At 36.5% G+C, this 19957-nt stretch carries 9 protein-coding genes; 2 read left to right on the plus strand and 7 right to left on the minus strand.

The window, feature by feature from the left end; genetic code table 11:
- Positions 1-42 precede the first annotated feature (42 nt).
- The 5 genes from PQ463_RS09915 to PQ463_RS09935 all read right to left on the minus strand — a co-directional run bounded on the left by PQ463_RS09915 (position 43) and on the right by PQ463_RS09935 (position 12656).
- The gene (locus PQ463_RS09915) at positions 43-1692 is read right to left on the minus strand and encodes a DUF5123 domain-containing protein (RefSeq protein WP_274257595.1); all 1650 of its coding nucleotides are present in this window, start codon (positions 1690-1692) and stop codon (positions 43-45) included.
- Positions 1693-1704: 12 nt separating this feature from the next.
- A complete protein-coding gene (locus PQ463_RS09920) occupies positions 1705-3600 on the minus strand; it encodes a RagB/SusD family nutrient uptake outer membrane protein (RefSeq protein WP_274257596.1) in 1896 nt (631 codons plus the stop codon).
- A 25-nt stretch (positions 3601-3625) separates the two neighbouring features.
- Positions 3626-6847 carry a SusC/RagA family TonB-linked outer membrane protein gene (locus tag PQ463_RS09925; RefSeq protein WP_274257597.1) on the minus strand — a complete coding sequence of 1074 codons (3222 nt, stop codon included), beginning with the start codon at positions 6845-6847 and terminating at the stop codon, positions 3626-3628.
- 160 nt (positions 6848-7007) lie between these two features.
- Positions 7008-7763 carry a hypothetical protein gene (locus tag PQ463_RS09930; protein ID WP_274257598.1) on the minus strand — a complete coding sequence of 252 codons (756 nt, stop codon included), beginning with the start codon at positions 7761-7763 and terminating at the stop codon, positions 7008-7010.
- Positions 7764-8321: 558 nt separating this feature from the next.
- Positions 8322-12656 carry a hybrid sensor histidine kinase/response regulator transcription factor gene (locus PQ463_RS09935; protein WP_274257599.1) on the minus strand — a complete coding sequence of 1445 codons (4335 nt, stop codon included), beginning with the start codon at positions 12654-12656 and terminating at the stop codon, positions 8322-8324.
- A gap of 323 nt (positions 12657-12979) precedes the next feature.
- Here PQ463_RS09935 and PQ463_RS09940 point away from each other — a divergent pair, with 323 nt between their 5' ends.
- Positions 12980-15592, plus strand: coding sequence for a beta-glucosidase (locus PQ463_RS09940; protein ID WP_274257600.1), 2613 nt, complete (start codon positions 12980-12982; stop codon positions 15590-15592).
- A gap of 55 nt (positions 15593-15647) precedes the next feature.
- Entirely contained in the window at positions 15648-17336 is a 1689-nt protein-coding gene (locus tag PQ463_RS09945; protein ID WP_274257601.1) for a sodium/sugar symporter, read from the plus strand.
- A 450-nt stretch (positions 17337-17786) separates the two neighbouring features.
- On the opposite strand, the gene PQ463_RS09950 is transcribed toward PQ463_RS09945, so the two are convergent.
- Positions 17787-18854, minus strand: coding sequence for a proline racemase family protein (locus PQ463_RS09950; RefSeq protein ID WP_274257602.1), 1068 nt, complete (start codon positions 18852-18854; stop codon positions 17787-17789).
- The gene (gene lhpI, locus PQ463_RS09955; protein ID WP_274257603.1) at positions 18847-19821 is read right to left on the minus strand and encodes a bifunctional Delta(1)-pyrroline-2-carboxylate/Delta(1)-piperideine-2-carboxylate reductase; all 975 of its coding nucleotides are present in this window, start codon (positions 19819-19821) and stop codon (positions 18847-18849) included. Before lhpI ends, PQ463_RS09950 begins: the two co-directional genes overlap by 8 nt.
- Between the last annotated feature and the right edge of the window lie 136 nt (positions 19822-19957).

Consider the following 19957-nt stretch of genomic DNA (forward strand, 5'->3'; position numbering starts at 1 on the left):
TTCATATAAGTACTGAAACCACTTAATTAACAAAACTTAAACTTATGGCAACCATCTTGTATCTCCTACCCTATTGGTTACAATTGGAGAATTTGAATCTTTAATCATCAAATTGCCATTTGCAGGATCAACAAATAAATTTTGTGCACTGATACCTAATTCGGTTCCCTGAATTGCAGCGGCGCCTAACAGATATTCAGTGGTTGTATAATTATTTGCATACGTTGTTGGCGTATTGGCGGCAATTGCTTGGATTACTTTACCGCAAGCAGATGCCACTAATACATTTTTAAAGATCAAAGTAGATCCCACAGCATTCGGAATATTGATTAAAGATCTATTGTATGCGTAATCATAAAGCGTAATATTTTGATATTCCAACTGAATCGGATAAGCTGATGTTCCATAATCAAACAAGTTTTTAAAGTTTCTGTTCTTGTCCGTAGTCTGATAATAATCTCTCATGAAAGTACAATTCGAGAATTTGGCTTTCTTCACGTTATCTGCTCCGGCAGAACCAAAAACAAACGTTCCGTAAGGTCCTGTATGTCCTCCGACTTGATCGAATGTACAATAGCTCATATCTAATTCACCAATTTCTTTGTATTTTCCGTTTCCTTGATGTCTCCAGAATCCGCGTTTGAAATAGTTGAAAACACAATTATAGAACGTAATTTTATCTATTTTCCACGCTGTACCGCTATTAAAGAAATAGCCGGCATCGATAGTTTGGTAGAAACGTATGTTTTCAAAGGCCAATTCCGTCAAATAAGAACCTTCTGCAATATTCCAGTTTCCGTTCATTTCGATCTGAGGACGCTCTCCTTGAGTACCTCCAATCAATTTAAACCCTTTTGAGATTGTGAAAGGCGTAATTTTAAACAGCGAACCTGCTTCAAGGAAATATTCTGTACCTTCTGGAATGGTAGGGTCGTCGTTGTTTGTTCTTAATAATGCATCTAAATCCATGCCTTTTGTAACAATGATAGTTGCAGCTGATGGTCCTGCCGAACGGAAAGAAACCTGATTATACGGCTTATCGTAACGTCTCGGTTTGTTGTTGTCGAAAATATTTACGTTGTACAATGTATTTTTTTCCAAGCCAACAACAGTAGCTTCTCCTTTTGCAATTTCTGCCGAAGTAAGTTTGCGGCCTATTGCAGGAATCTCTGCCGATTGTGCAGGTGCTACAGAAATACTGTCAACTGGATTCTCTGAAGAAATATCCCAATTTAAAGTAACTTCTGTTTCAGTAATGTTTACCTTTTCCACTTCATGCAAAATAGGTTGAAACGGCGGACGCTCTTCTGTTAAAGCATTCGCATACGACCATTGCGAATTATGGCCATCAATCGTATGATTGGATCTTACTCTTATATAAAACTGTGTTTTATAGGGAATATCATCCATTAAAATTTGCGTGTCTGTCGTAGTATACGATTTGTACAAACTCTTATAATAATTGTCTAAATGCAGCTCAACTGTATAAGAAGCTGCATCATTGACTTTATACCATACAACGGCGATTGAATTTCCCTTTACCAAAGGAGCGGTAAGGACAAATTTTGGTTGAAATAAATCTAGTTCTTGCGGATATTTAAACTCATCGTTCTCACAAGATATCAGTACTTCTCCACAGGCAATTAACCCTATAAGAGATAGTATATAAAGTATTTTTCTAAAGTTTTTCATGCTTGATACGATTTAAAAATTAAATCCATAATAATTTTGAATAGCTCCTCTATGATCTGTAATTACCTTTGAAGGATACGGACATAAATAACGTAACGGATCTGTTGGAGATACCGACGCGGCATTATTGTAATTGATGAATCCTCTGAAACTCCATTTGATATCGTTTCTTGGTTCGTAACTTGCTGTTTCATTGTTTAAGGAATACCAGCTTACCGCAAATGGAAGTTCTGTATAACCAGCAGGCCGAGCCTGAAGAATTTCATCAATCCCTTTGATATCCAAAATAGTTCTGCCCGAATTGACTGGATCTGGAATGTTTTTATAATAAACGCTTCCAGGAACTTGGTCGATGCCCGGAACATAAGCTCCATTGGCTACACGCCCCCAATTGTACAATTTAAAATACTGATTGTACACCACTTCACTAAATTTATTCCAACGCGCCAGATCAAATTTACGTTTACTTTCTCCCCCAAATTCCCATTTGCGCTCATCCATTATAGCCTTAAAAAATAAATCTGGCGATGATTTAGACATTACATAACTGTCAACTTTGGTTCCCCAATCTCCTTGTGCAAAAGCCCTTCTACGCACACGTCTTAAACATTCCTTAGCGTCTTCACGAGGACCAAATCTTTCGTTTACCGCTTCTGCATACATTAAGAGTACATCTGCAAAACGCATCCAAGAATAATTAATTCCGGTTCCTTTTTGGCTTGTGCTTCCAAGTGGGTCATTCATCCATAATTTAGACCATTTTCCAACTGCCAAACGTGCCAAATCCAGACGAATTACCTGATTTAAGTTTTGATCATAAGAAAGCGGTGCGCAGGTAACATCTCTTCTTAAATCCTTATTGTCGAATGAATAAAGGTATTCTCCGCATAAACTAAGGGTTCCTGAAGCGCTTCCGTAAGGATGGCTCCCTTCTGCAATGGGAATTCCAGCAAAATAGCCGTACTCGCCCGTGGAGTTTTTCAGCATCGGGATTGAGAAAATAACATCGTCATTGACCGGCGTTTCCCAATTGTTCTGCTTCATCCAGAATTCTCTAAAACCTAATTTTAAATCATGCTGTCTGCCTTGAATTACTTTATCCAGATATTGGATTGCGATATCATAATACTGCTCGTGATTTTTTCCTCTTTCCATGTGTCCGATACTTGCAGGATTGTTTTCATCTGGGCGAAGAGTCCATCCTCCTCTTGTAAGCGCCAATAATCCTATCAAACCTTGGTTAAAACTTCTAGATGCGCGTTCCACTCCATAATCCAATTCGTTTGCATTTTTCATAAAAGGCTCAACCGACTTCAAATCGTCAATTAGAAATTCAAGGATTACATTTCGGTCTGTGGTTCCAACGGCAAAATTTTCATCTCCTGTCGAAGATTTAGTGCGAAAAACTACATCACCCCAAATTCGGATCATGTCTAAGTAAACCATAGCACGAATCGTTTTCACTTCTCCATACATCTGCATAATGTTAGAAGGGGCATTTTTAGGATCTGCTTTATACAAATCAGAGCTTTCAATTCCTTCAATTACATCATTTGCCGCATTGATAATTTTATACATTGCACTCCATGTGCCGTTTAAAGTTGTCCAATAGGGCTTTGGATCGTAACAGGCAATATCAGAACCGTTTCCGTTTACTGTATTGGTAGAAACTCCCGACATTTCTACGTCCGTATTCGTATTAAAAACAAAAGCAAGACGGTTTGCATAAGCGTCATCGGTCAGCATAAGCGTATAAACACCCGCAACAGCAGATTGAATGTCTTTTTCTGATTTAAAAATTTCCGCTTGAGTAAAGCCAGATCCAGGCTGTACATCTAGATATTCATCGCAGGCTGTAAAGGACAGCGCAACAACTATCAGAAAACTAAATATTATCTTTTTATTCATCATCATGAGATTTAATATTATTCAATTAAAATGACAACTGCACTCCAAAAGCATAGTTACGTGTTCGAGGATAAGCGTTGTAGTCAATATTTGGGGTTAATCCAGTTTCCAGATTGATATCTGGATCATATCCAGAATAGTTTGTCCAAACAAACAAATTGCTTCCTGTAGCATATAATCTAATTCTGCTGAATCCTATTTTTGAACTGTTTGGTTTTGGAATGGTATAACCAATGCTCAGCGTGTTTAATCTTAAGAAAGACCCGTCTTCAACAGCGTAAGACATTGCGATAGGACGGCCGAGAGATACTGGATTCCACATTGTAGCGTTTTCGTTCTGTTTTGCCAGCTGTTCTGGTGAATAGCGAAGATCGTTGCCCATATCATCATAATTTCTCCAACGGTTGTTTAGCCCCACATCCATACTAAAATTATTCTGATTGTTTTGGTAGAAAGAAGTCGTCATAATCTTATTGGCATTATATACATCAAACCCTGACATAAAATTGAAGAATGCCATTAAATCAAAGTTTTTCCAAACTGCATTTACACCAAAACCTCCCGAAAAATCAGGATTAGTATCCCCGATTACTTTTCTGTCTTTGTCGCCAATTACATAACTATTAGGATCTGAAGGATCAACAGGAGTCAGTTTCTTAAACTTTGCATTTCCTGGAACCGGATCGCCAGAAAGGTTTTTTGAATTGGCAACGCCTTCTTTCAATTTCCAAGTTTTGGTTACGGCATCAAAAGATTCGAAGTCATCCATGGTATAAAAGCCATCGTTTACAAATCCGTAAATCAATCCTTTTGTCCCGCCTACATAGGCGCGATAGTCATCATCATTCAACAATTGAGTTCCTGCCCAGCCCGAACTTAAAATCCATTCCTGCTCTCCGCTCGCCAATTTGTCGATTTTGTTTTTGTTGTAACCAATATTAAAAGTCAAATCAACCTGAAAATCCTTTTTCTTAATCACACTTCCGTTGATTGCAAATTCGACACCTTTATTAGAAGTCTGTCCAACGTTGGTCATCATTTTGGTAAAACCAGAAACCGAAGCAATATCAGATGGCACTAATAAATCTTTTACCTTATTGTGATAGAAATCTAAAGTTCCTGTAAGCCTTTCTTTAAAAAAACCAAAATCAAGACCAACGTTCGCCGTATAAGTCGTTTCCCATTTTACATTTGGATTGTTCAGATATTTGTCGTTATAAAAATTATAGTAATAATGGTTTTCTTCTCCCCATCCTACAGAACGGTCTCTAGATACGCCATAATATTTTGCATATAAATCGCCTTTGATCCTATCATTTCCAGAAGCTCCATAACTTAAACGAAGTTTTAAATTGGAAACCGTCTGGCTCTCTTTTAAGAAACTTTCATTTGAAACTCTCCATGCAAAAGCTCCCGCAGGAAAAACTCCCCATCTGTTGTCTGGACCAAATTTTGTAGAACCGTCGGTACGGACAGTAAACGTAAATAAATAACAGTCATCATAACCGTAATTGGCCCTTCCAAAAAATGAAGAAATTCTATTTGGAGATTCTGCATTTGAACCATTTTCAAAAGGGGTTCCCAAAGCCAGGTTGTCTAGAGCCTTTTCTCCAGTAATATCTTCAGGGAAATAACGCGTGCGGAAAAACTTAATTGAGCTTTCCTGATCTTTTATCTCTTGCCCTATCATTAATTGGAAATCGTGGCGCTCTTTTACTTTAAATCCGTAGTTTAATACGTTATTCAATTGCCAACGTGGCGACTGCGTCATTGACCAATACGTTAGAGGCAGGTTATTGTTTTCTAATGCCGTTTTGGTATCTGTACCCCAGAAACGTCCATCTTCAGAATATTTATATTCATAGCCAAATGAAGAACGAAGCGTCAATCCCTTTTTGATGGTCCACGTTAAAGCTCCTGTAGTATTAAATGTTCTTGTTGTGCGATTGCGGTAATTTTTTTCTGCTTCTTCAAATGGATTAAAACGAGGTTTTATCTCATAATCGTCGGGATCGAAGTACGTATTATCTTCAGGTAAAGTCATATACTCTTCTAGCCCTGCCGTTGGTGCTTCACGCAAAGCTCTAAGCAAACTTACTCCATCTGTTCCTGAACCTTCAATAGTTTGATTGGTTAAACGCGTTTGGTATTCGAATGTAAGATTGTCGGTTAATTTTGAATTCAAAATTAAGTAAACATAATTTTGGCGCATTCCCGTTCCAAGCAAAACACCTGGCTGGTCTTGGTTTACAAACGTAAATTTGATTTTTGTTTTTTCGCTCCCGCCACTTACATTGATATCCGTATATCTCGCAATCGGATTGCTTCCAAAAATTTCATCCTGCCAATCTGTTCCTTTATTTCCTTTATAAATATAAAATTCGCTTGGTCTGCCATACATATTATAAAATCCAGTTGGGTTAGAAGTGCTTTTACGTGCAAATTCATATTGCATCATAACAAACTCATACGGATCCATAACGTCCAAATGATTGGCAAGAGTTTTAATTTGCGTGTAGTTATGAATGTTTACCGCTACTTTTCCTGCTTTAGGTACTTTAGTCGTTACAATAATTACTCCATTTGCGCCTCTTGCTCCATATACGGCTGTAGAGGCTGCATCTTTCAGGACCTCTACAGATTCGATATCTGTCGGTGGAATATCATTTAAGTTAGCCACCTCAAAGCCATCAACCAAAATTAATGGGGAGTTGTCTTCAGTAATAGATCCTCCTCCACGAATTCTAATTTTCACATCTGCTCCTGGCGAACCGTCAACAGTTGTAACCTGAACCCCAGGAAGTCTTCCCGTCAAGGCTTCCGCCACATTGGATGTCGGTACTTTTGCTAATTCGGTTCCTTTTATACTGGCGACCGCTCCAGTTAAGTTTTTACGTTTTTGCGTGCCATAACCAATTACAACAACTTCGTTCAATTCGCTGTTCGATTCTTTCATGGTTACCGTAATGCCAGATGTGCGTCCTTTTAAGGGCACAATTTCATCATTCATTCCCACAAATTTGATGATTAGAACAGCAGTTTCTGGATCTGCTACTGCTACGCTGAATTTACCATCAAAATCGGTAACGGTATTGGTATTTTCATTCTTTACCATAATTGTTGCGCCCGGAATACCCGCCATGTTATCCTTAACCGAACCGCTCACGGTTGTACGCTTCTGAGCATAAATACCCCCTGTTAAAAACAGTACGGCCAAAATGCTCCAGATATATTTTTTTATAGTCATAACTAGAATATTTTTTATTGGATTATAAGCCTGTCTTTGAATTCATATAAAAAGAAATATTAAAAATTAAAACAACAACCTTTTACGGCTATCTTATTATTTTTTTAATCCAAATAATGGCTAATCGTATTTCGTATTGGTTTGTTTGAAAAGAAGTTTATTAAGGCTCATTTATAAGAAAATCGACATTCGTAACCTTATTAGCTTCAATGGCAAAAGTGGTTTGCAATTCTTTGGTCTTCACCACTTCCATGTTCTGATTCAGACATTCTATTTTGACGCGAACGTTATTGGCTTCTTCACCTGTTTGAAATAAAACAAAGTCGTCCGTATAATTTATTCCGCCGCTCGAGGTTGCTTTGCTCCTCGTCACAAACATGTCTTCTTTAATGTACGTTCCGTCAACCACTTTGTAACCGCTTCTTTTTACCAAAACCGTAGTTTTAATTGTGGTGTAACTCTTATCTGCAGTAATATCTAACGTCTTCAAACGAAGAATTCCCGTTCTCGTAATAATATTTAACGTTAACGGCTCATCAAAAGGCGAAGCGTAAGGCATTGCATCCGATAGATTTACTGGCTGATTTGCCAATGCAGGCTGCTGAACAATCAGTTCGTTAAGGTTAGTTGGAGACGGAATCATTTGCTCTGGATAATCTGTCGCTAAAAATTTGTATTTTCCATCGTCTAGCGAAAAAGGATAAAGCGAACTGTAATTTGCCGCATATTCTCCATTTTCTTTGTACACAAAAAGAGGTCTGGTTGAGATCCCTACATTTAAATTCCAAGGTTCGCCGTTTAATTGAAAATCTAGTTTTTTAATTGTATGGCTTTCATATTTAAAGTCGTCGTTAGAGCAGGAATTTAAGAGAAAAAATATCCCAGCTCCAAAAATCAGGTTTCTAATCATTTTCATATCTGCTAAGCTTAAAAATGATAAAAATTTTTCTTTGGATTCATTTTAGGACAGCAGTCCAAAATTGGAAGTTGAATGTTAAAGTCAGTTTGGTTCATAAATTTTGGTTTTAAAGTTAGTTAGTTAAAAATCAATCAAGATTATGAAGCAAAACTAGAAATAGCAAATCTCAAAAAGGGGTAATTTTTGCTTTTCGGGACGGTACAAATCGCTATTTCAGAACCTCTCGCCATTAATTCGATAACTTTTTCTTACTTTTTTTATTTAATGCAAAAAAAATATCATAAATAAAAACGGATATCATAATCAATCTTTGATTACTACTTTCGTCCTCCATGGGTCAAACTTAGGACTATGCTTAATAGGATTGCGGAGAAATTGGCTGGAAAGAAATTTTAGCCAGTGATTATTAACCATTGGAATAAATAAGCTTCGCAACCCAAGGTTGAAACCTTGGGTTATATTTAATAAGATTGTGCCTTTAAACTTTGAAAATAATACACACCTTAAGCCCGAAACCTTGCGTTCAAAAGAAATGCAGTTTATATTTAATTGCTATTAACGAAATTGTCTTCTATATTCAGCAGGCGTATGATCGTATTTGGATCTGAAGCATTTTCCGAAGTATTTCAGATCATTAAACCCTACTTCAAAGCAGATTTCTTTTATTAATAAATCATCCTGTTTTAAAAGTCGCGCTGCTTCGCTTAATCGCATATCACGAATAAAAACAACGGGAGAAGCTCCGGTAGTGCTTTTGAGTTTGTTGAAAAAACTAGCGCGCGACATGCCCATTAGTTTTCCTAGTTCGTCAACCGAAAAATCGGAATTAGACATATTTTCTTTTACAAATCCGATAACCTGAAACATAAATTTCTGGTCTTTGTTTGAGATTTGCAGCGGTTCTTCTTTGAAAATCTCAATTGTGTTTCCGCTGGAAAACAATTGCTGCAAACGGGCTCGTTGTTCCAAAACATTTTTCACTCTCGCTTTTAGCAAACTGACATTAAAAGGTTTTGTAACGTAATCATCTGCTCCGTATTCTAATCCTTCCAATTTGCTTCCTATCGATGATTTCGCGCTAAGTAAAATAACTGGAATGTGGCTGATCGACAAATTATCCCTAATTGCTTTCAGCATTTCGATTCCATCCTTCTCAGGCATCATAATATCGCTAATGACAAAATCTGGCAAAATTTCTTCAGATTTATTATACCCTTCCTCTCCATTTTCGGCTGTAAAAATCTTATAATCGCTTTCCAAAATAGAAACAATAAACGCACGCAATTCAGGATCGTCCTCTACCACAAGTCCAATAGGCTGCTCTCTTCTCATCTCTTCTGGTGTTGCTATTTCTTGCTCAAGTTCAGATTCAAAATCCATATCCATTTCATTAGAAAAATGCTCTTCTGCTTCATCTAACAAAATATCTACATCATTTTTAAAATGCTGATAGCCTTTTAAAAACGCAACCTGAAAACTGCTTCCTTTTCCTTGAGTGCTGTCTACCAAAACTTCCGCTCCATGTTTGTCTGCAATATCTTTTATTATAGATAATCCAAGACCTGTACTTGGGTTCGACAAGTTTTCATTATAATTTGAAAAACGGACAAATAATCTTTTTTGAAGCGTCGGACTAATTCCTGGTCCGTTATCGCTTACAGTCAAAAACACATGTTTTTCTGATTCTTCCACTTTTACTTCAATCGAATCTCCTTTACTGCAATATTTAAAGGCATTCGAAAGCAAGTTGATTAAAATTTTATCCAAACTATCTGGATCTGCCCAAATCTTTGGGTTTGATGAAGCGACATCAATACTAAGATTTATATTGCTCTGATTACTCATTTCTTCAAAATCTTCACACATTTGAGCAACAAATTCTCTTAGATTTATTTCATGAATAGCAAGTTTTTTATCTTGAACTCGCCTCAAATCTAAAATCTGATTGACCAAATTCAATAATTTATTGCTGCTTTTTTCTATAATTCGAAGCTGGCCTTTTGTAGGGTCTTTTAAATCTTCATCAGCAAGCATTACCTCCAACGGCGCTATAATCATAGTAAGCGGCGTACGAATTTCATGTGAAATATCAGTGAAGAATTTCAGTTTCAGCTCACTCATTTGTTTTTCCAACTTCACATCATTACGCAGTTTTAAAATAGTGATAATGGCTCTTCTTATCAAGAAAAACAAGCCTCCAGCTAGCACCAAATAGCAGAAATAAGCAAAATTAGTCCCCCAGATCGACGGACGAATTGTAATTTTAATTTGCCTTTCATTATTCATCCATAGATTATGTCCGTTGGTTGAAGAAATTAGAAGCGTATAGCTTCCACGGCCTAAATTGGTATAATTAATAGATTGTCCGCCTTTAATGTAGTTCCATTGCTTGTCAATCCCTTCCAATTTGTAGCGGTACACGATATTTTCACTTTTAAGATAATCCAAGGCTGAAATCTGCACTTTAAAGAAATTCTGATTGTGCTCCAAGGTGACTTCTTGTAACAAATCAGGATTTTTGGGAGTTTCTGGATTTATTTCATGCAATTCTTTATTGTTAACCAAAAATCCAGAAATTGCTAAATATGGTTTAAAATGAAAAGGTTTGATGTTTTCGGGTTTGAAATAAATGACGCCATTAGAATATCCTACAGCAATTTCGCCATTTGGCAGTTCGCATTTTGTTGCCTCAGAAAAAATCTCTGTTCCAATAATTGATTTTAATTCTGGAAAAGTCTCCGCGCTATTATTCTTTGGATCAAAACGCACAATCTGATTGTCACTCATCAGCCAAATTTTTCCTGCCTTATCTTCTGCAATGGAAACAACTCCCTCGACTGGGAAAGAAACCATTTCGTTCCAGATTGATTTTACGTTCAGCTGACCCTTTTTATCCAAATCGGCTAAAATCAACCCCATGCCATTGGTTGCCAACGCCATCTGATTATCATGCGTTATTAAAATATCCAGAATATCATTTCCCGAAACCTGAGAATACTCATTAAACTTTATTTTGCTTGTCGCTTTAGTTTCTTCCGAAAAAGAAAATAATTTATACGACGAAATAAAAAATATTTTGTGGTCTTTATTTTCTGCAATCGAACGGACTTTATCTGCTGTTTTTATTGGATAATTTTTTAATTCATTTTTAAAATTGACAAATTGAAATCCGTTGTTTGATTCGCGGATAATGTTTACACCGCCGCCCCAAGTTGCAATATAAATCTGTCCGTTTGTGGCTTGATAAATTTTAAAAATATCATCAGAATTAATTCCGTAAAGGTTATTTTCGTCATTTTTATAATGGGTAACTTTATACCGGAAAGGCTGCTCTGTTGGCAATAAACAAAACAAACCGTTTCCTCTTGTTCCTATCCAAATTCTCCCCCTATTGTCCTGAAGCATACTGTAAATATCTGCTCCCCAGCCAGGTCCGGCCGCTGATAAAGTTCCATCAGAAGCTAAAAATCCGATTTTCTTCTTCTGGATGTCAAACAAAGCAATTTTCTCTTTACGGCTTGCTACCCAAAGATTTCCTTTATTGTCTTTCATCAAACTTCTCACATTATGCTTGTGATGATCGTTTGATGAATCAAGATTTAAAGTAGAGAAATTACTATTGCTGAATGTTACCAAATCTAATCCTTGTTTAAAAGAACAGAACCAAAGATTTCCTAATCTGTCAAACATTGCAGTATGCATCAAATCTGAAACGGATTCTTTGGATTCGCTAATGCATCGAATTATAGAAGACAACTTGTTGTTTTTTTCATCCCAATAAGAAAATGGCGCATTGCCCGATTGAATCCAAACTGTTCCATTTGGAGACGTAAGCAGAAAACTTTTTCTTTCCCCTCCAGCAGTTGAAGAATCACTGTAATCAACAGACATTTTTTTTATCTTTTTGGTCCACAGATCAAACTGAAACACGCCTTCACCCCTAGCTTCAAACCAAAATTGTCTAGAACGTGTGGATCCCAAAAAGGTGATTTTTTTATTGGGAAACCCTATTAAGGTCTTGCTACTATACGCATCTAGTTTTCCCGTTTTGAGATCGCAAAAATAAAAAACCTGCCCAGCTGTCATGATAAAAATTTTAGTATTGGCAACAAGTTCGGTATAAATGATATCTTCTTTAATATTGAGCTGTAAGTCAAAAAAGGTAGTTGCTTTTTTGTTGTAACGTGCCAATTCTCCTTTGTTTCCTCCAAAAAATATATCTTCTTTGGTTTCTAAAAATGTATTATACACGCAAGGCTTTCCATTAAAAAAGAAATATTGTGGCTCTCCTCCAGATTTATCCAATCTGCAAGTACCTGCTTCGGTAAAAAACCAAGTCGTTCCCTGTTTGTCTTCAAAAATATCACTGATTTTCCCACAGCGTTTTGCAGGGTCAAAAGCTATTTTTCTAATTTTTCTATTGGCTTCAAACGCGATTACATAATTTTTATCTTCTGGAAAAAGCCAAACTCTTCCAGAAGGCATCACTTTAAAATCGACAAACGCAATATTGCCAGCCTTTAACGGACCTTCTTCTATTGGATAATGAAAACTTAATTGTCTGGTATCAAAATAATAAATATCATTTTTCTCGGACTGAATCCAGATTCGATCGCTGTTATCAAATCTGAATTTGAAAACACGATTGGAAATTAAATTTAAAGATCCGTTTTGTTTTACCCTGAATTTTTGAAAATTGCTTCCGTCATAACGAATCAATCCGTTAAAGGTAGAAAGCCAGATGAATCCCTTTTTATCCTGTTGAATATCAAGAATACGTGATTGTCTTAACTTTAAATCGTTTGCAAAATGAGTCAACGTACCGGAAGGCTGCCCTGAACACAAAATACTTATCCAATAAAAAAAGAATAAAAGTATATTTCTTTTCATTTCAAACTTTATAAAATTAAGAGAATTGCAAAAATATCAAAATTCCTTTCCTGTCCTAAAAGAAGTCGTTATTTCAGCAAAATAGCACCCTAAAAATAGTAATTTGTCTCCCTTTCGCACTTCATTAATAATCATAAAACATTAGCAATAAGCTTTATATCATACTTTAAATAGCATTTTATCCTATCTTTAAAAGTATAAAAATCTAATTTTGTGAGTCAGCAATTTAATAGTCTATCCTCTTTAAATCTCTGCAAAATCATATTTCTGTTTTATTTAAAGCAGTAATCGAAAAATAATAAATCTAACACTTTCCAAAACCTATGAAAAGAAAATCCATAGTTATCGCATTACACTTTTTTGCTTTAACCGCCTTTTCGCAAGAAAATTTTCCTTACAAAAATCCAAATCTGCCAACAGAACAGCGAGTTAATGACTTGGTATCAAGAATGTCATTGGACGAAAAAATAAATCAACTAATGGATTCTGCTCCTGCTATCGACCGTTTGGGAGTTCCTGAATACAATTGGTGGAACGAATCATTGCATGGCGTTGCACGTGCGGGATTTGCCACTGTTTTTCCGCAATCTATTTCAATTGCTTCTTCTTGGGATCGCCAGTTAATATTAGATGTTGCCACTGCCATTTCTGATGAAGCTCGTGCGAAACATCATGAATATTTAAGAAGAGGCCAGCACGGAATGTACCAAGGATTGACGTTCTGGTCGCCAAACGTAAATATCTTTCGTGACCCTCGATGGGGGCGCGGACATGAAACATACGGAGAAGATCCGTTCTTGACGAGCCAATTGGGTCTTAATTACGTTAACGGACTTCAAGGAACTAATGACAAGTATTTGAAAGTGGTTGCTACCGCCAAGCATTATGCCGTGCATTCTGGGCCAGAGCCTTCCCGTCATTTTTTTGATGCCAATACAAGCGATGTGGATTTGTATGAAACTTATCTTCCTGCGTTTAGAACCTTGGTAAAAGACGGACACGTTTACTCTGTTATGGGCGCTTACAACCGTTTTAGAGGGGAGTCGGCTAGTGCGAGTCCGTTTCTTTTTAATATTCTTCGAAATGCATGGGGATTCAACGGCTACATCGTATCGGATTGCGGCGCTGTAACCGATATTTGGAAGTACCATAAAATTACGAATGATGCTGCAGGCGCTTCTGCATTAGCGGTAAAAAACGGTTTGGATTTGGAATGCGGAAGCAGTTTCCAATCTTTAAAAGAAGCAGTTGACCGCAAATTAATTGCTGAAGCTGACATTGATATTGCTGTAAAACGTTTATTTACAGCGAGATTTAAATTAGGTATGTTTGATCCGGACGAGATTGTTCCTTATGCCCAAATTCCGTTTTCAACCAACAATAATACGGCTAATGATTTTCTTGCTAGAACAGCTTCGCAAAAAAGTATTGTTCTTTTAAAAAACCAAAGCAATACGCTGCCGCTCTCTAAAAATATCAAAACTGTCGCGGTAATTGGGCCAAATGCAGATGATATCCAATCTTTATGGGGGAATTACAGCGGAGTTCCGAGCAATCCGATTACTGTTTTAAAAGGGATTCAAAACAAATTAGAACCGAATTCAAATGTTTTATATGCAAAAGGAACTGACCTGGCTAAAGGAGTTCCAGAAATGAAAATTATACCATCAATATATTTTCAAAATGAAAACGGCACGCAAGGTTTAATTGGCGAATATTTTGACAATAAAGAATGGAACGGAAAACCTCTTTTTACTCGTATTGATGATAATATTGATTTTGAATGGGACATCAACACGCCAGATCCTCGTTTGAAAATGGGGAATTACAGCGTAAAATGGACTGGTTATCTTACGGTTCCTAAATCGGGAACGTATAATATTTCAGAATGGTCAAAACCTTTTATGACTGTTGAAATTAATGGCGGAAAGCCTAGTGGAGGGAAAAACAACCATCATCCGCGTTTTCGTCCTCAAAAAATTGATTTAGAAGCAGGTAAAAAATATAAAGTTGAAGTTAAATACCAAAACTTCTATGGAGACGCGATTGCACAATTATTTTGGTCAGAACCTCAGGAAAACCTAATTCAAGAAGCGGTGAAAACTGCCAATCAAGCCGATGCTGTAATTTTAGTTTTAGGACTGAATGAACGTTTGGAAGGTGAAGAAATGAAAGTGGAAGCAGATGGTTTCAACGGCGGAGACCGAACAAGTCTGGATCTTCCAGCCAATCAAGAAGAATTGATGAAAGCCGTTAAAGCGACTGGAAAACCCGTAATATTGGTTTTAATTAACGGAAGCGCGCTTTCTATCAATTGGGCAAATGATAATCTACCCGCTATTTTAACAGCTGGATATCCTGGCCAGCAAGGCGGAAATGCGATTGCTGATGTTTTATTTGGAGATTACAATCCGGCGGGCAGGCTTCCAGTTACGTACTATAAATCGGTAGATCAGCTTCCTAAATTTGAAAATTATGATATGGAAGGCAGAACGTATCGCTATTTCCATAAAACGCCTCTTTACCCTTTTGGATTTGGTTTGAGTTATACGACTTTTAAATATGCTAATTTACAGCTTCCAAAAGATTTCAATTCTGACGCAGATTTTAAAATTTCTGTTGACATTACCAATACTGGAGATCGTGACGGAGATGAAGTGGCTGAATTATATCTGAAAGACGAGAAAGCCTCTACTCCACGTCCGATCTGCCAGTTAGAAGGTTTTGAGCGAATCCATCTTAAAAAAGGAGAAACAAAGACTGTTACTTTTACTATTACACCAAGACAGCTTTCTATGATTAACAAGAAAAAAGAGCGCGTTGTAGAACCCGGCTGGTTCACCTTTTTTGTTGGCGGAAAACAGCCAGATGGTTCCAGTGACATTCAAAGCGGAAGAATCAACTTTACTGGCAAAACAATTACCCTTGAGAAATAAACTTTTGCATACTATTTAATTGACTATTAACCACCTTTATTAATCAAATTTTACAATGAACCAAAACCTCGCTTTCGCAGACTATGCGGTTTTTATTATTTATTTTATCGTAGTCTCGGTCTACGGTTACACCGTTTACCGCAAACGTAAACAGGACGAACAAGATGCTAAAGCTTACTTTTTGGCTGAAGGAAATTTAACTTGGTGGGCAATTGGAGCTTCTCTTATTGCTTCTAATATCTCGGCCGAGCAGTTCATCGGAATGAGCGGTGAAGGTTTCTTTTTAGGAATCGCTGTTGCTGCTTACGAATGGCTTGCTGCTGTTGCTCTTATAATTGTGGCTGTATGGTTTATTCCTGTATATCTTAAAAACAAGATTTATACCATGCCTCAATTCTTAAAAACACGTTACAATGAATCTACTGCACTTATCATGGCAGTATTCTGGCTGTTTTTATATGTTTTTGTAAACCTTACTTCTATTTTGTATTTAGGAGCAGTTGCGATTAACAAACTTGCTGGTGGGGAATATCTTCACGTAATCATGCTTGGATTGGCCATTTTTGCTTTGTTTATTTCTCTTGGAGGAATGAAGGTTGTAGCTTATACAGACGTTATTCAGGTGGCTGTATTAATTATCGGAGGTTTGGTAACTTCTTATATTGCCTTAACAACAGTTGCAGAAGCTTTTGGTGTTGGCCAAAATGCAATTGCAGGTTTCAAAGTTTTAATGCAGCAGGCTCCAGAACATTTCAAAATGATTATTCCGAAACCAACTGCGACATCTTCTCAGCTTGAAATCGATAAATATTTAACTTTCCCAGGATTGTTATCTTATGCTGCTGGTATCTGGATCATCAACTTAAACTACTGGGGATGTAACCAATACATTACGCAAAGAGCTCTTGGTGCTGACTTGCAGACAGCGCGTACAGGAATTTTATTTGCTGGTATGCTAAAATTATTAATGCCGCTTATCGTAATGCTTCCTGGTATTGCTGCTTATGTTTTATATACAAACGGTCACTTGCCTCAATTAGAAGGAGGAGTAAAAGATGAGGCATATTCTGCCATATTAACATTCCTTCCAACTGGATTAAAAGGACTTTCTGTTGCGGCTCTTACCGCTGCAATTGTAGCTTCTTTAGCTGGAAAAGTAAACAGTATTTCTACAATCTACACATTAGACGTTCATAAAAAGTACATCCAGAAAGATGCTGGCGAAAAACAGCAGGTAAACATTGGACGTCTTGCCGTTTTTGTTGCCATGCTTTTGGCTGTTTTATTTACATGGAATGACGTTTTAGGAATCGGAGGAGTTGGAGGATTTACATACATCCAAAAATATACTGGATTCATCAGCCCTGGAGTTTTTGCCATGTTCTTCTTAGGTATGTTCTGGAAAAGAACTACTGGAACAGCGGCAATCGTTGGAGTAATCTTAGGATTCTTATTATCTGTTTTATTCAACGAATACGCTCCAGCTTTATTTGGAAACGACACACTTTTATACACAGCTTACAATAACGGAAAAGGAGCTTTCGAAATTCCGTTCCACATCTGTATGGGATTATCATTCTTGTTTACAATGATTGCCATGATTCTTATAAGTTTTGCTGGTCCAAAAGTAAACCCAAAAGCATTCGAAATTGATTCTGAAATGTTTAAAATTAAACCGCAGACAACAGTCTTAATCGTTATTACGTTATTGATTATTGCTGCGCTTTATGTTAAGTTCTGGTAATAAATTATCAGTTCAATTTTCTCTATCTTTACAAATTAATCATCATAAATTTTGAGATGAATTGTACTGGCGTAGTACTTCATAAGTTTTATACTGATGCTAATATTTTTGAAACCCTGTTTAAATAAGTTTAAAATCCAGTATTTTTAATATATTTGTACAACAAAAAAAAGAATAATACCACTGTTTATTAATTCGTTAGCACTTTAATTTTTGTGATTGACTTAATTTTGAAATATAAGAATTGAATTTGGGTGCATAATCGGTGCACTTTGGTAAAGACAATTTATAAAGCCCAGTATAGACAGGACTTCAGCTATAAAGTTCGAATCCTGCTCTCCCCACGGAAAGTCCTAATCTTTGATTAGGACTTTTTTTATGCTCTAAACTTAGAAATAAAAAAACTGCAAATCTTAAATGATTTACAGTTTGTTTGTTTTGCAGAATTAATTATCGAAGTATAAACCCATTCTTCATTGGGTCTTTCGGGTCTATGAAAAATGTATTTGCTCCTGTTATAAAAGCCGTTCCTTCAACTTGCGGAATTACAGCTTTAAAAGGACCAAATTTTTCTTCTCTCACAAGCGACCCTGTAAATGTGCTTCCCGTTATACTTTCTATCGTGATAAATTCATTCATATCTATCGCATTTCTAGCTTTTTCAATCGCTATTCTTCCAGAAACACCTGAACCTGTTGGAGAACGATCTACTTCTCCATCGGCAAAAACACAAACATTTCGGCTGTGATTAGCGATATTCATTGGTTCATCTATAAAAATAGTTCCGTATAAAAAGCTCAAATCCTCCTCAAATGGATGCTGAATATCTTTATTATAATTCATTACAGCATGTTTTATATCTACTCCTGCTTGTATAATCGGTCTGTAATTTTCTTCGGTTAATCCAAAATTCAAATGGGTATTTTTTCTCAAATCAATATAAGCATAAAAAGCACCGCCATAAGCCAGATCATACACAACATCTCCAATTTCTGGGACATTTACAAGACGATCCAAACTGACTACAAAACTTGGCACACAATGAAACCTCACTCCTGTCACTTCTCCGTTTAATATATTGACATACGAAAAAATTCGGCCACAAGGAGCATCAATTTTCAATTCATTTTCACCTTCTTTCACTTTTATCCAGTTCATTTTTGCCGCTAATGTGCTTATTGCAATAATAGCATGGCCGCACATACTGCTGTAACCTTCGTTATGCATGAAAAGAATGCCAAAATCTGCATCCTCATCATTTGGTGGAAGCAAGATACAGCCATACATATCGGCATGACCGCGAGGTTCAAACATCAATGATGTTCTTAAATAATCATAGTTTTCTCTTATATCTCTTCGGTATTCTAAAACATTATTTCCTTTAAGTTCTGGAAAACCAGAAACAATTACACGCAAAGGCTCACCACCTGTATGCATATCAATAGTTTTTATCTGCAGTACAGAATTATCGGGTTTATAATCTGTATTATTACAAATATTTTGGTAGGTATTAGACATTTTTTTGTGTTTTTAAATTATACTCTTCGTAAAAATATCCAGCTGCAACAAGATCTTCTAACGCATGTCCAACGGATTTAAAATAGGTAATTTCTTCATCTGATGTTCTGCCTTGTTTTGCATTACTGCACAGTTCAAATAAATCTGCTTTGATTGTTTCTTTGGTGATAATTCCATTTGTGAGCGGAATCAAAATATCGCCACTTTCCTTTAGTCCGCCTTGATAAGTATCAAGAAATACGTTTGATTTTAAAATTGCTTCATCATCAGCTTCACGCATATCTTTTTTATATGCTCCAACAAGATCTAAATGCTGTCCTGCGTTCAGCCATTTTCCTAAAACAAGCGGAACGGGCGATAAAGTCGCTGCCGAAATAATATCAACTTGAGAAATAACTTCTTCTATAGTAGAAACTGGTTTACAGCTAAATGAAGCGTTTTTAAGTGCCTCGCAAACCAATTGAGCTTTTTCTATGGTTCTTCCCCAAACATAAACTTCTTTAATAGGTCTAACACTTGCATGCGCCTGAATTAAATTAATGGCTAATGCTCCAGTTCCAATCATCAGCATAGACGAGGCATCTTTTCGTGAAAGATAACTGCTAGCTAAGGCAGATGTCGCCGCAGTACGCTTCCCCGTCAATGATTTTGCATCAAGAATTGCCTTTATATTTCCTTTGTGTCCATCGAGATAAATGTACGTTCCCTGAATCGAAGGCAAATCATATTTACCGTTATTGGGACTTACGGTAACTATTTTTACACCTAAATCTTTACCTGCTTGAAACGCTGGCATCAATAGTAATGTTGAATCTTTGCCTTCTTCAGGATTAGAGTAGTCATGATGATGGCGCATGGGCACATTGATATCTGAAGTCGAAAATCCTGCCCGAAGTCTTTCAATTAGTTCTTTAAAATTGCATTTTTCTTCAATGAAATGATCTGAGATAAGTTGTATTGGTTCCATGTATTGTGTTGAAATTTCACTAAAAATAGAAGATTATTTCACCATAATACTATTTCATCTAAAATTGGATAACATACACTAATTTAAGGTTAATATAGTACAGATATTTACTTCATTAGTATTGTGTACTAAATCA

It is taken from the genome of Flavobacterium sp. KACC 22763, assembly GCF_028736155.1.
GTDB lineage: Bacteria > Bacteroidota > Bacteroidia > Flavobacteriales > Flavobacteriaceae > Flavobacterium.

What these genes read in the sequence shown, in the direction of transcription:
- PQ463_RS09915 (WP_274257595.1), bottom strand. Translation starts at nt 1,692, where the DNA reads ATGAAAAACTTTAGAAAAATACTTTATATACTATCTCTTATAGGGTTA.
- PQ463_RS09920 (WP_274257596.1), bottom strand. Translation starts at nt 3,600, where the DNA reads ATGAATAAAAAGATAATATTTAGTTTTCTGATAGTTGTTGCGCTGTCC.
- PQ463_RS09925 (WP_274257597.1), bottom strand. Translation starts at nt 6,847, where the DNA reads ATGACTATAAAAAAATATATCTGGAGCATTTTGGCCGTACTGTTTTTA.
- PQ463_RS09930 (WP_274257598.1), bottom strand. Translation starts at nt 7,763, where the DNA reads ATGAAAATGATTAGAAACCTGATTTTTGGAGCTGGGATATTTTTTCTC.
- PQ463_RS09935 (WP_274257599.1), bottom strand. Translation starts at nt 12,656, where the DNA reads ATGAAAAGAAATATACTTTTATTCTTTTTTTATTGGATAAGTATTTTG.
- PQ463_RS09940 (WP_274257600.1), top strand. Translation starts at nt 12,980, where the DNA reads ATGAAAAGAAAATCCATAGTTATCGCATTACACTTTTTTGCTTTAACC.
- PQ463_RS09945 (WP_274257601.1), top strand. Translation starts at nt 15,648, where the DNA reads ATGAACCAAAACCTCGCTTTCGCAGACTATGCGGTTTTTATTATTTAT.
- PQ463_RS09950 (WP_274257602.1), bottom strand. Translation starts at nt 18,854, where the DNA reads ATGTCTAATACCTACCAAAATATTTGTAATAATACAGATTATAAACCC.
- lhpI (WP_274257603.1), bottom strand. Translation starts at nt 19,821, where the DNA reads ATGGAACCAATACAACTTATCTCAGATCATTTCATTGAAGAAAAATGC.